Origin of the sequence: Rhizobium sp. S152 (genome assembly GCF_030380735.1) — a bacterium.
Taxonomy (GTDB): Bacteria; Pseudomonadota; Alphaproteobacteria; order Rhizobiales; family Rhizobiaceae; genus Rhizobium.
Window position 1 is genome coordinate 780,077 of the sequence record NZ_JAUDRZ010000026.1, and the last position, 13,324, is coordinate 793,400.

At 61.8% G+C, this 13,324-nt stretch carries 11 protein-coding genes; 1 reads left to right on the forward strand and 10 read right to left on the reverse strand.

Going from position 1 to position 13,324, the window contains the following annotated elements:
- The first annotated feature begins 466 nt into the window (after positions 1-466).
- Positions 467-1,504: a porin gene (locus QTL95_RS22940; RefSeq protein WP_289722194.1), complete on the forward strand. Its 1,038-nt coding sequence runs from the start codon at positions 467-469 to the stop codon at positions 1,502-1,504.
- Positions 1,505-1,689: 185 nt separating this feature from the next.
- Here QTL95_RS22940 and QTL95_RS22945 read toward each other — a convergent pair whose 3' ends face one another.
- The 10 genes from QTL95_RS22945 to dnaG form a co-directional block, all read right to left on the reverse strand.
- The gene (locus tag QTL95_RS22945) at positions 1,690-2,070 is read right to left on the reverse strand and encodes a DUF427 domain-containing protein (RefSeq protein ID WP_289722195.1); all 381 of its coding nucleotides are present in this window, start codon (positions 2,068-2,070) and stop codon (positions 1,690-1,692) included.
- Positions 2,071-2,187: 117 nt separating this feature from the next.
- Positions 2,188-2,349: a hypothetical protein gene (locus QTL95_RS22950; protein ID WP_197069554.1), complete on the reverse strand. Its 162-nt coding sequence runs from the start codon at positions 2,347-2,349 to the stop codon at positions 2,188-2,190.
- 89 nt (positions 2,350-2,438) lie between these two features.
- Entirely contained in the window at positions 2,439-3,677 is a 1,239-nt protein-coding gene (locus tag QTL95_RS22955; protein WP_289722196.1) for a DUF930 domain-containing protein, read from the reverse strand.
- A gap of 80 nt (positions 3,678-3,757) precedes the next feature.
- Positions 3,758-4,051 (reverse strand): GYD domain-containing protein, encoded by a 294-nt coding sequence (locus tag QTL95_RS22960; RefSeq protein ID WP_289722197.1) that lies wholly within the window; start codon positions 4,049-4,051, stop codon positions 3,758-3,760.
- 173 nt (positions 4,052-4,224) lie between these two features.
- Positions 4,225-6,279, reverse strand: a complete 2,055-nt coding sequence (rpoD, locus tag QTL95_RS22965) for an RNA polymerase sigma factor RpoD (protein WP_289722198.1) — start codon at positions 6,277-6,279, stop codon at positions 4,225-4,227.
- Positions 6,280-6,712: 433 nt separating this feature from the next.
- Entirely contained in the window at positions 6,713-7,060 is a 348-nt protein-coding gene (locus QTL95_RS22970; protein ID WP_289722199.1) for a GFA family protein, read from the reverse strand.
- Positions 7,061-7,075: 15 nt separating this feature from the next.
- The gene (gene tdh, locus QTL95_RS22975) at positions 7,076-8,110 is read right to left on the reverse strand and encodes an L-threonine 3-dehydrogenase (protein WP_289722200.1); all 1,035 of its coding nucleotides are present in this window, start codon (positions 8,108-8,110) and stop codon (positions 7,076-7,078) included.
- 75 nt (positions 8,111-8,185) lie between these two features.
- Positions 8,186-9,373, reverse strand: a complete 1,188-nt coding sequence (locus QTL95_RS22980; RefSeq protein WP_289722201.1) for a glycine C-acetyltransferase — start codon at positions 9,371-9,373, stop codon at positions 8,186-8,188.
- A gap of 85 nt (positions 9,374-9,458) precedes the next feature.
- The gene (gene recQ / locus QTL95_RS22985) at positions 9,459-11,315 is read right to left on the reverse strand and encodes a DNA helicase RecQ (protein ID WP_289722202.1); all 1,857 of its coding nucleotides are present in this window, start codon (positions 11,313-11,315) and stop codon (positions 9,459-9,461) included.
- Positions 11,315-13,312 carry a DNA primase gene (gene dnaG, locus QTL95_RS22990; RefSeq protein WP_289722203.1) on the reverse strand — a complete coding sequence of 666 codons (1,998 nt, stop codon included), beginning with the start codon at positions 13,310-13,312 and terminating at the stop codon, positions 11,315-11,317. The genes recQ and dnaG overlap by 1 nt, the downstream gene beginning before the upstream one ends.
- Between the last annotated feature and the right edge of the window lie 12 nt (positions 13,313-13,324).

Consider the following 13,324-nt stretch of genomic DNA (forward strand, 5'->3'; position numbering starts at 1 on the left):
CTGGCTCGCCTTCCGCCCTTTATTCCTCCGCCGGGGCATATGGCAACCGACCAACAAAACATTTCGTTCCAAATTTGGAACGCTGCGTTCCAACTCACGAGCTTCAGTTTTATACCGCAGCGCAGTATCAGCAGATCGCATTTCGATTTTGGCCTGTCTGTTGGACAGCGCCGCGTGCGCATGTAAGCGCCCTCGTAACAGTTCAGAAGCAATCACGTCCCACGGTGGGGCGCATAACGCGTTTTCACATTAACGTGTTGATATTGTTGCAATAAAACAACATTGAAAACACAAACAATAGCGTACTTGGTAATTTAAGGCATATCCCGATTGCGAGTTTTGGATTGGGATGAGATTAGGACGAAGCGGTTCGCTGATCCGCGCGCCGAAAGGCAATTACACGGAGCAGCCCCAACTCTCTTCGGCGATCTGGCGGCAGTTCGATGAACAAGGAAATGGATTTAAAATGAACATTCGGATGGTATTGTTGGCGTCGGGCGCAGCCCTTGCTGCCTCTTCGCCTGTCTTCGCAGCAGACGCGATCGTTGCTGCTGAGCCTGAAGCCGTTGAATACGTTCGCGTCTGCGACGCCTACGGCACCGGCTACTTCTACATCCCGGGCACCGAAACCTGCCTTAAGGTTGGCGGCTACCTGCGTTTTGAAGTTTACGGCGGCCCGAACCAGTCGACCGGTTCGAACGGCAGCTCGGATTGGAACGCTCGTACGCGCGCCCAGGTATCGTTCACCGCCAAGAGCGACACGGAATACGGCCCGCTCACCAGCGTCATCGTTTTCCGCAACAACGGCGACAACACCTCGACCGGCACGACGCTGGATTCGGCTTACATTGACATCGCCGGTATCCGCGCCGGTCTGTTCTACAGCTGGTGGGATGACGACTTGAGCGGCGAGCCGGACGTTCTGTCCAGCTTCGAAACGCTGCACAACTCGATCCGCTACCAGTACGAATCCGGCGACTTCTACGCTGGCGTTAGCGTCGACGAACTGGAAGACGGCTACTACAAGGCCGGCGAAAGCACGAACAACGTTGGCGTAGCCTTCGGCATCGGCGGCAAGGCCGGCGCGATCAGCTACCAGGTTACCGGCGGTTACGACACCGACAACGAAGAAGGCGCAATCCGCGGCATGCTCTTCGCCGACATCGGACCTGGCACGCTCGGCCTGGCCGGCGTTTGGGCTTCCGGCCCGAACTCCTACTACGCCAACTCGGAATGGACCGTCGCTGCCGAATACGCAGTCAAGGTTACCGACAAGTGGACCGTTACCCCGATGGCTCAGTACTTCGGCAGCTACGTCACCGACATGGACAACGGCGCTATTCCGGAATCCTTCGACGGTCTCGACGACGCTTGGAAGGTCGGCGTAACTGTTGACTACCAGATCGTTGACAACCTCTACGCCAAGGCAACCGTCGACTACACCGACGTTGACGGCGGCGACGACGTGACCAAGGGCTTCTTCCGCCTGCAGCGCGCATTCTAATCTGACGATCAAGTACCCCGGCTTTGCCGGGGTATACCACAGTTTTGCGTTTCCTGATCCGATTGACCTCCGATCAGTTACGGGGATTGGTCCGGTTTCCCTGCCGGACCGATCCTTGTTTTATTTTGCGGTCGGCCATTGCGCGCCGCACAGCCCACGCATGCTTCACCTTCCAGAGATTTGGCTTAAGCTGGCCGCACCTCGATCGAATCGACGCGATCGGCATAGAAGGCGAGATGATCCTTGATGGCGCTGACTGCGTCGTGCGGGGTCTCATAGGTCCAGACCGCGTTTTTCCCGCGCTTACCGCCCGATATGATGCTGAAATAGGACGCCTCTCCCTTGTACGGGCAGTGGCTGTGATGATCGGTGCGCTGCAGCTGCGCCATGTCCACGTCTTCACGCGGAATATACTGGACAGCGGGATAGGACGCTTCCTTCAACGTCAGCGCGGAACGGCTGTCGGCAAGAACGCGTCCATCAAGCTTGACGACGACACGCCCGGCATTGGGCGCCACCGTGATCGGATGATCAGGACCGGGAATCTTGAAGGGCTGGCCGGACATCTGCTTCTCCTTTTTTGGCGAACCAGATGGATGTAGGCCATGACGCGGCACTTTTCAGCGGCGGACACGATTTTGTGCGTCAACGCGCCTGCCTCGTAGCGGCAAGGCGCGGCGCATTCAGTGGACGGTGTCGGGATAGAGCTCGGTCTCGAGGATCGACAGTGCCTCTTCCAGGGAGGCGACCAGAATGTCGGTCAGTTCGTCGCCACGGCTCTCGATGAACGCCACCTTGCTGGCTTCGTCCTGCAACTCGAAAAACCGCTCAAACTCGTTCGACATTCCATTCACCTCATGTGACGCAGCACCATGCTGCAATCAGCAAGCACTACGTCGCCTGTCTTGCCCGGAACTGGACTCCGCCCCAGCGGTTAGAATTGCGGGAAGCCCCGGCTCCTCCATTGGCTCTTCGGCACCGGGTCGCCCACCTGGAACGCAAAAGACGCGATCTTCGTCGCCCCCTCGTCCACCTCACAGCGGAAACTCAGATTGTACCAGCGGCCGTTGGCGCGAAACGCGCCGCTCTTGATCTCCAGCACATTGCCCTGCTGCAGGCGATAGGACGGCAAAAGCTCCGGCCGGTATCCCTGCGGCGAGTGCCTGAGCTGTTCGCGCAGTTCCGTCGCGCAGAGCTCGGCGGCGCGCATGCCGCGCGGCATGCCGTCGATCGCCGTGCGCGCCACGGCGCCGCCCGTGTCGTTCTGCGAGTAGAGCTTCTTCACCTCGGTCAGCGGATCGGCCGCCGGCGCGGCCTTAGCGGCGGGGTCCGGCTTTGGCGTCGGCTTGGCCTGCGTGATTTCGGTCGTCACCACGCCGGTTGCCTCGGCGGGCGGACCGTTGTTTTCCTGATGCGCGTCGGCGATATCGACCTGTGGCAGGTTGATATCGTCAGGCACGGGCTTGGCCGGCGGCTTGTCATCGGCCTCGGGTTTTCCGGCCGACACGGGATCATCCGTTGGCTTTTCCGCATCAGGCGCGCCCGCGGGCTTGCCCGCCTCGGTCGAAGCGTCGCCATCCTCGGCTTTCCTCGGGCCACTCGCCTTGTCGCCAAATTCGAAGACGGGGCGCAGCGGCTGGATCGGCTGCGGCTTGCCCTCCTGTCCCTTCGGCTGCTCGTCTGCCTTTGCCTGTTCGGCCGGATCCGGCTTTGGCGGCTCCTCGGCCTTCTTCTCCTCCGGCGGCTTTTCAGGCGGTGGAGGTGGTGGCTTTGGCGCCTCCGGTGGCTTCTCCTCGGGCGGCTTTGGCGGCGGTGGCGGTTCGGCCTTGGCCTCCTCCTTCGGCGGTTCAGGCGGCTTCTGCTCGGCCTTCTGTTCTTCCGGCTTCGGCTCGTCGGCAGGCTTCTCAGCCGCCTTCGGCTCTTCCGGCTTCTTCTCCTCGGGCTTCGGCTCTTCCGGCACCTTCAGCGCGGCCTGCTCCTCCGGCTTCTCCTCTTCGGGCTTCTTTTCTTCCGGCGGCGGCACCAGATCGACATTGACCGTCTCTTCCTCCGGCGCCTTCTGCGGCTCGGGCAGCTTCAACAGGAAGGCGCCGGTGACGACGACATGCAGCAGCACCGAGGCGAAGACGCCCCAGCCGAATGCTCCCCATCGCTTTCCCGAAACCTGCTGCATACCGACGCGAATGCTAGACCACAAACTACCGATGTGGTCTTTTAAGAAGGCAGCATCAAGCCGTAAAACGAAAAAGCGCGCTATCCGAGCGAACCGATGATTTCCCGATAGGCAGCCTCGGGAAATGCCTTCAGCGTCCGCGTCCTGACATTGCCGGCCATGCCGAGCGACAGCCCGAACCGCGCCATCACCGCGTCATCGGGAGCCTCGCACACCGCCACGAGATCGTGATCGCCAAGCGTCAGGAAGAAATGCTGGAAGCTGCCGCCCATCTCGCCCAAGAGCCGCTTGGCGGCATCGAGCCGCTTGGCGGATTCACGCACATTCCGAATGCCCTGGTCGGTCCAGTTGATCAGCACGATATAAGTTGTCATGGCACACCTCCCGGCGGAGGGCTTTGATCCGTGCAGACATATCGGCGAACTTTTCGCCGACGCTGCGGCGATCCCCTCCCCATCCGGACATATTACGCCTGTTGCCGGCAGCAAAAAAGCAAAAAGCCGGACACGAGGCCCGGCTTTTTGAATGTCGAATGCAGTCTGGAAGCTTAGCTGTCGAGGAACGACCGCAGCTTGCGCGAGCGGCTCGGATGCTTCAGCTTCCTGAGCGCCTTCGCCTCGATCTGGCGGATACGTTCGCGGGTAACCGAGAACTGCTGTCCGACTTCTTCGAGCGTGTGGTCGGTGTTCATGCCGATGCCGAAGCGCATGCGCAGCACGCGCTCTTCGCGCGGCGTGAGCGATGCCAGGACGCGGGTCGTCGTCTCGCGCAGGTTCGCCTGAATGGCAGCGTCGATCGGCAGAAGCGCGTTCTTGTCCTCGATGAAATCACCGAGATGCGAATCCTCTTCGTCACCGACTGGCGTTTCGAGCGAGATCGGCTCCTTGGCGATCTTCAGGACCTTGCGGACCTTTTCGAGCGGCATGGCCAGCTTTTCGGCCAGCTCTTCCGGGGTCGGCTCGCGGCCGATCTCGTGCAGCATCTGGCGCGAGGTACGAACGATCTTGTTGATCGTCTCGATCATATGAACAGGGATACGGATCGTACGGGCCTGGTCGGCGATCGAACGGGTGATCGCCTGACGGATCCACCATGTCGCATAGGTCGAGAACTTGTAACCGCGACGGTATTCGAACTTGTCGACAGCCTTCATCAGGCCGATATTGCCTTCCTGAATGAGATCGAGGAACTGCAGACCGCGGTTCGTGTATTTCTTGGCGATGGAGATGACGAGGCGAAGGTTCGCTTCGACCATTTCCTTCTTGGCGATACGCGCTTCGCGCTCCCCCTTCTGCACCATCGACACGATGCGACGGAATTCGGCGATCGAGATGCCGGTTTCCGTGGCCAGATTCTGGATCTCCTGGCGGATGTCGCGGATCGTGGTGTTTTCGCTCTTGGCGAATTCCTTCCAGCCGCGCGCGGCCAGATTGCCGATCGACTTCATCCAGTTCGGATCGAGCTCGGCGCCCTGATACTGTTCGAGGAACGAGTCACGCTTCACGCCGTAGGATTCGGCCAGGCGCAGCAGGCGGCCTTCGTTCTGCATCAGTCTCTTGGAGATGTCATAGAGCTGCTCGACGAGAGCGTCGACGCGGTTCTGGTTCAGCGACAGAGACTTGACGGCCTTGATGAGCTCATCCTTGAGTTCCTTGTAGCGGCGCTCCTGGGCGGACGACAGCGTGCCGGTCGCCGTCAGGCGCTGCTCGACCTGCTGGTCCTGCAGCTTGCGCAGCTTCTTGTAGGTCTCGGCGATGATGTCGAGCGTTTCCATGACCTGCGGCCGCAGTTCCGCTTCCATGGCGGCCAGCGACAGGTTGGATTCGTCCTCGTCCTCTTCTTCCTCTTCCGGAGGCAGGCCCTCACCGCCGACATTGGTAATGTCGTCGTCGCCGGAACGGCTGCGGCGGCTCTTTTCCTTCTCCTCGGCGGCCTTGCGGTCGGCCTCGATCTTCTCGGGGCTCTGGAACTGCGGCGCAGCCTTGGCCTCGGGACCGGAATAAGTGGTTTCGAGATCGATGATCTCGCGCAGCAGCGTCGTGCCTTCGTTGAGCTCGTCACGCCAGATGATGATCGCCTGGAAGGTCAGCGGGCTCTCACAGAGACCACCGATCATCGTTTCGCGGCCGGCTTCGATGCGCTTGGCGATCGCGATTTCGCCCTCACGCGACAGGAGCTCGACCGAGCCCATCTCGCGCAGGTACATGCGAACCGGATCGTCGGTGCGATCGGTCGGCTCCTTCTTCTTGGCGGTCGCAAGTGCGGTACCGCTGGAAGGAGCAAGCTCGCCGCCTTCGCTCTCGTCGTCGGAGCCGGAATCGTCGTCGCTGCTGTCGCTGGCGCCGGCCTCTTCCGCTTCCTCGTCCTCGATCACGTTGATGCCCATGTCGGAGAGCATCGACATCGTGTCTTCGATCTGTTCGGACGTCACTTCCTCGGACGGTAGAACGGCATTGAGCTCGTCCATCGTCACATAGCCGCGCTTCTTCGCGGCCTTGATCATTTTCTTGACCGCGTCATCGGAAAGATCGAGAAGAGGGCCGTCGGTGCCGCCGTCGCGTTCGACTTCCGCTTCTTCGTTCTCTTTGACCTTCGTTGCCATTTATATCGTCGCCTTCCTGACGCTATTCAAACTCGTTGCGATGAACGGCTATTTCATAGCCGGCCCGCCGCATACGGCCGTCTCGAATCACACGGTCCCAAATAAAGGGATGAGATTTAATGCCTGATTAACCACGATTGCCGGCGCCGGACGACAGAGATTCATTGTCACCAAATGTCTGGCCATGGTTGTGCGATCTGCCCTTGACCCAGTTCACCGTTTTCCAGTCGAACGGTGATTCCCACATTTTTCGTTTTCGTCAAGCTTTTACCGAAAAAAAGCATCAGAAAACCCGGAAAACGCCTTATCCACAGGCTCGGCGCCGTGCAAGCGATTGCCACCCTTACATAGGATGTCACCGCCAGAAGACAAGAGTGGTGTGCATTCTTCGAAATAGCGCGGCCAGTCTGATATCGGCAAGCGCATCAACACTCTATGCCGACTTGCCGTCCCAAGGCTGGATCTCGATCGCCGCGAGGTCGATCGCGGGGATGCAACGTACGTTGATGCAGGCCATCTCCGTGCCATCGGGCATCTTCCCCTCTGCGTAGGGCGCAACTCCGCATGTGGCGCAGAAGTGATGCTGGATGACGTGATTGTTGAATGTGTAGGTCGAAACCGCCTCGCTCGGCGTCTTCAGGTCGAACTTGTCGCGCGGCACGAAGGCGAGCAGCCCGCCCTTGCGCCGGCAGAGCGAACAGTTGCAATCGAGCGCCGAGGTGAACTCGCCCTCGACCTCGAAGGCGATCTTGCCGCAGTGACAGCTTCCTTCATAGATCATGTCATTCTCCTCCCATTACCAGTCCATCACGACCTTGCCTGAGTTGCCCGACCGCATCGCCTCGAAACCCTCGCGGAAATCGTCGATGCCGATGCGATGGGTGATCAAGGGTGCAAGGTCCAGCCCGCCTTGAACGAAGGCGATCATCTTGTACCAGGTCTCGAACATTTCGCGCCCATAGATGCCTTTGAGATTGAGCATCTTGAAGATCACCTTGTTCCAGTCGATCTCGAATCCTGCGGGCGCGATGCCGAGAATGGCGATCTTGCCGCCATTGTTCATCTTGTCGATCATGTCGCGAAAGGCGGGCGCCGCGCCTGACATTTCCAGCCCGACATCGAAGCCCTCGGTCATGCCGATCGACTTCATGACGTCGGAGAGGTTTTCCTTCGACGCGTCGACGACGTGATCGATCCCAAGCTTGCGGGCCAGGTCGAGGCGGTGCGGGTTGATGTCGGTGATCACGACCTTGCGCGCGCCCGACCGCTTGGCGACCAGCGCGCCCATGATGCCGATCGGCCCCGCCCCGGTCACCAGCACATCCTCGCCGACGAGGTCGAAGGACAGCGCCGTGTGCACGGCGTTGCCGAACGGATCGAAGATCGCCGCGATTTCGTCCGGGATGTCATCGGGGATCGGCACGACATTGGCTTCCGGAATGCAGACGAACTCGCCGAAGGAGCCCGGACGGTTCACCCCGACACCCAGCGTATTGCGGCAGAGATGCCCGCGCCCGGCGCGACAGTTCCGGCACTTGCCGCAGACGATATGCCCCTCGCCCGACACCCGCTCGCCGACATGATACTTGGTGACCGCAGAGCCGATCTCCGCGATCACGCCGCAGAATTCATGCCCCACCACCATCGGCACCGGAATGGTCTTCTGCGCCCACTGGTCCCAATTCCAGATATGCACGTCGGTGCCGCAGATCGCCGATTTCCTGACCTTGATCAGCACATCGTTCGGCCCGACCTCAGGCACCGGCACCTGCTCCATCCAGAGCCCGACCTCGGACTTCGACTTCACCAGCGCCTTCATAGTGTTCGACATTCAATTCCTCCCAATTGGCACCAGCCGTGCGTTCCCCTTTTCTCCGCCGGGGAGAAGGGGAGCGCTCGTAACGCCTCAAATCACACTCAGCTCGCGCCCGGCGTCGGCGAACGCTGCAATCGCCCGCTCCACATCCTCACGCGAATGTGCCGCCGACATCTGCGTGCGGATGCGCGCCTGCCCCTTCGGCACCACGGGGAAGGAGAAGCCGATGACGTAGACGCCCTTTTTCAGCATCAGCGCCGCCATATCCTGCGCCAGCTTCGCATCGCCGAGCATGACGGGAATGATCGGATGCCCCTCGCCCGCCAATGTGAAGCCGAGCTTCGTCATCTCCGAGCGAAACAGATCCGCATTCTTTGACAACCGTTCCCGCAGCGCATCGCCATGATCGATCAGGTCGAACACCTTCAGGGACGCTGCGGCGATCACGGGCGCCAGGGTGTTGGAAAACAGATAGGGCCGCGAACGCTGCCGCAGCCAGTCGACCACTTCCGCCTTCGCCGACGTATAGCCGCCGGACGCGCCGCCCAGCGCCTTGCCGAGCGTACCGGTGATGATATCGACCCGCCCCTCGACACCGCAATGCTCGGCCGAACCGCGGCCATGCTTGCCGACGAATCCCACGGCATGGCTATCGTCCACCATGACCATCGCGCCATACTTCTCGGCCAGATCGCAGACACCCTTGAGATTGGCGATGATCCCGTCCATCGAAAACACGCCATCGGTGGCGATCAGCTTGAAGCGGCTGCCTTCGGCCTTCTTCAACTCCTCTTCAAGCGCGGCCATGTCATTATTGGCATAGCGGAAGCGCTTGGCCTTGGAGAGGCGCACGCCGTCGATGATCGAGGCATGGTTAAGCGCATCGGAGATAATTGCATCCTCTTCGCCGAGCAACGTCTCGAACAGCCCGCCATTGGCATCGAAGCAGGAAGAATAGAGGATCGTGTCCTCCATCCCGAGAAACGACGAGATCCTGGCTTCAAGCTGCTTGTGTTCTTCCTGCGTACCGCAGATGAAACGCACGGACGCCATGCCGTAGCCATAGCGATCCAGAGCTTTCTTGGCCGCGTCGGCAAGCTCTTCGTTGTCAGCGAGCCCCAGATAGTTGTTGGCGCAGAAATTCAGCACCCGCTCGCCCGAAGCGACGGCAATCTCGCCTGATTGTTTCGAAGTGATGACCCGCTCGGCTTTATAGAGCCCGGCGTCCTTCAGCCCGGCTAGCTCGGTGCGCAGATGGGAGAGGAACGGTGAGGTCATTGGATGGCCCTTCTATGATGCTTCCTGTCGTATCGGACTAGCATATCGGGACCACATTGTCTTGACGAGCCTTGGCTCGCACCCCTCACCCATCAAACCCCAGGATGACCTCCAGAAACGCATCGCCATAGCGCTCAAGCTTCGATTGCCCGACGCCGGAGATGCCAAGCATCTCCTTGTGCGTTCGCGGGCGATCCGTGGCAAACGCGATCAGCGTCGTATCGGGGAAGACGACGTAGGGCGGGACGCTCAGCGAGCGGGCGATCGATGTGCGCTCGGCGCGCAGCAATTGGAACAGCGCGTCGTCGGACCCCGACAGCACCGAGCGCCGCTCGGCCTGCGCCACCTTCTTCGTCCGCCGCTCCGAGGCCGGGCGATCCTTGCGGAAGAACACCTCGCGCTCGCGCTTGAACACCGCGCGGGCGCCCTCCTCTAGCTTCAGCGCGCCGAAGGCCGCGTGGTCGACGCGCACCAGGCCCATCGCGAGCAACTGCCGGAACACCGACTGCCATGTGCGCGCGGCGATCTCCTTACCGGCACCGAAAACGGGCATGCCGGTGTGGCCGAACCGCTCGGTCTTCTCGTTGACATTGCCGGTGAGGACATCGACGACATGGCCCGTGCCGAAGCGCTCGCCGGTGCGGTAGATCGCCGCCAGCGCCTTGATCGCCGCCTCGGTTCCGTCCCAGGTCTCGACCGGCTTCATGCAGGTATCGCAGCCGCCGCAATTGCCGGCATGGCTCTCGCCGAAATGCGCAAGGATCGCCTGACGGCGGCAGGACGCCGTCTCGCAGATGGCCAAAAGCGCGTTGAGCTTGGAGCGCTCCACGCGCTTGATGTCGTCGGCGGCATTGCCCTCGTCGATCATCCGTCCGCGCTGGATCACGTCGGCCATGCCATAGGCCATCCACACCTCTGAGGGCAGCCCGTCGCGCCCGGCGCGCCCCGTCTCCTGGTAATAGGCCTCGACCGAGCCCGGCAGGTCGAGATGTGCGACATAGCGCACGTTCGGCTTGTCGATCCCCATGCCGAAGGCGACGGTGGCGACAAGGCAGAGATTTTCCTCCTTGAGGAAGGCATCCTGGTTGGCGTCACGCAGCGTCCGGTCCATGCCGGCGTGATAGGCGAGCGCCCGGATACCCTGCGTATTGAGCCACTCGGCCGTATCCTCGACCTTGGCGCGCGACAGGCAATAGACGATGCCGCTATTGCCCTCGTGACCGGAGAGGAACCGCAGGAGCTGCTGGCGCGGCTGGTCGCGCTCGACGATCTCGTAGCGGATGTTCGGCCGGTCGAAGCTGGTGGTGAAAACCTCGGCATTGTCGAGGCCCAGCCGCGCGACGATATCCTCGCGCGTATGCGGATCGGCCGTTGCCGTCAGCGCGATGCGGGGGACGCCAGGGAAATGTTCGGCCAAACGTCCGAGCTCGCGGTATTCCGGCCGGAAATCGTGGCCCCATTGAGAAACACAGTGGGCCTCATCAATGGCGAACAGCGCGATCTTCGACTGCCCGATGATATCGCGAAAGCCATCCATCAGGATGCGTTCGGGCGTGACGTAGAGCAGGTCGAGATTGCCTGATGATATCGCACGGCGGACTTCGACATATTCCTCGCGCGTCAGCGACGAGTTGAGCGCGGCGGCCCGAATGCCGAGCTGCTTCATCGCCTCCACCTGGTCGCGCATCAAGGCGATCAGCGGCGAGACGACGATGCCGACGCCGTCGCGGCAGAGTGCCGGGATCTGGAAGCAGAGCGACTTGCCCGCACCCGTCGGGAACAGGACGACGGCATCGCCGCCGCCGACCACATGCTCGACCACCTGCTGCTGCTTGCCGCGAAAGGCCGGATAGCCATAGACACGGTTCAAAATGCCTAACGGCGTACGCTCCGCGCCGAAGAGCGCGTCGCCCGCCGAAAATTCCGTTTCATTTCCCAACATCAATGGCTCGCCGCCACTTTCTTGACGCGGCCGGACAGCACGCCGAAACCGTCGATGATCGCTTCCTGGTTCTCAAGCCGAAGCCCTTCGAAATGGACTTCCTGCAGAGCTCGCATCAGAAGCTCGATCACCTCGCCATTGCCGGTTTCCGTCGCCTCGGCGATCTCGCGCTCAAGCTCGATCTTCTGCCAGCGCAGCGCCTTGGAGCGCTTGTGGAAGGCGAGTGCCTGGCGGTAGCCCTCACGCGCGTCTTCCATCGCCGCCTCTTCGGTGGCGATCCAGAGGCGCGCATTGCGTATCTGCTGCTCTAGGCTCTGGAGCAGCGTCGCGAACCCCTGCTCTTCCAGCCGTTCCACTAGATATTCCCGCGTCAGGTGCTGGCTGGCGACGGCCGCCGCCGCGCCCAGCATGCCGGACCACAGCCGCTGCAGTTCGCGGCTGTCGTAATCGATCGAAGCGATCTCGTCATACTCGTCCAGCATCAGCGCCGGATGGTTGACGACGGTCAGCGCCAGCACGCTTTCGCGCAGCGCCGGCACCTCGATGTGGCCGCGAACCAGACCGGAACGCGCCAGCCGGTCGGAAATGCCGCCGGTCAGACGCGCGCCGCGCGGCTCGTCGAGCCCGCCGCGTCCTCGTCCCTTGCCACCGCCGCCGCCACGCTCGAAGCTGCGCCGTTCGCCGCCGCCGCGGTTCTGGAACTGCGGCTGGAAGAAACCGTTCAGGCGGTCACGCATGTCCTGCTGGTAATGACGACGCACGTTCTCGTCGGCGATCACGCTGACGAGCTGCCTCAGCCGTGCCTCGAGCTCGGCCTTCGCCTCCGGCGTCTCGAAGCTGCCGGTATTGATCTCGCGGCCCCAGATCATCTCGGCGAGGGGCTTTGCCTGGCTCATCACCTTGTCGAAGGGCGCGCGTCCGTCATTGCGCACGAGATCGTCGGGATCCTTGCCATCGGGCAGCAGCGCGAAGCGCACGGTACGCCCGGGCTTGATATGCGGCAGCGCCAAGTCGGCCGCGCGGTTGGCGGCGCGAATGCCGGCGCCGTCCCCGTCGAAGCAAAGCACCGGCTGCGGCGTCATCTTCCACAAGAGCTCGAGCTGGTTTTCAGTGAGCGCGGTGCCGAGCGGCGCCACGGCGTTTTCCACACCAGCCTGGTGAAGCGCGATCACGTCCATGTAACCTTCGACGGCGATGATAGTGCCCTCGCCGTTGGCACCCTGCGTCGCCCGCCGCGCGCGGCTGAAATTGTAGAGCACGTTGCCCTTGTGAAAGAGCTCCGTCTCGTTCGAGTTCAGGTATTTGGCAGGCGCATCCGGCGACATGGCGCGGCCGCCGAAGGCGATCACCTTCTCGCGCGACGACAGGATCGGGAACATGATGCGGTCGCGGAAGCGATCGTAGGAAACGGGAATCTCAGCCCCGTGAACGACAAGCCCGCAGGCTTCGATCTGCTCCTTGGGGACGCCCTTGCCGGCCAGATGTTCCTTCAGCGCATTGCGGCTGTCGGGCGCGAAACCCAGCCGGAAGGTTTCGATCGTCCGGCCGGTCAGCCCGCGGTCGCGCAGATAGGCCCGCGCCCGCGCCCCGTTCGCCGTCTGCAACTGATCCTGGAAGAACTGCGTGGCCAGTTCCATCACGTCGAGAAGCGTTGTCCGCTCCTTCTCGCGCTTCTCCATGGCGGGATCCGCGACCGGCATGGCGACGCCGGCCATGTCGGCGATCGTCTGCACCGCCTCGGGAAAGCTAAGGCCTTCGAGTTCGGTGAGAAAGCGGAAGTGGTCACCGGTCACGCCGCAGCCGAAGCAATGGTAGCGGCCCTTGCGATCCTCGCAGTGGAAGCTCGGCGACTTCTCCCCGTGGAACGGGCAGCAAGCCCAGTAGTCGGCGCGCGAGACATTTGTCTTGCGCTTGTCCCAGCTCACACGGCGACCGATCACGTCCGAAATCGGCACGCGGTCGCGTATCTCGTCGAGAAAGGAATTTGAAAAGCGCATCTAAACCTCTTG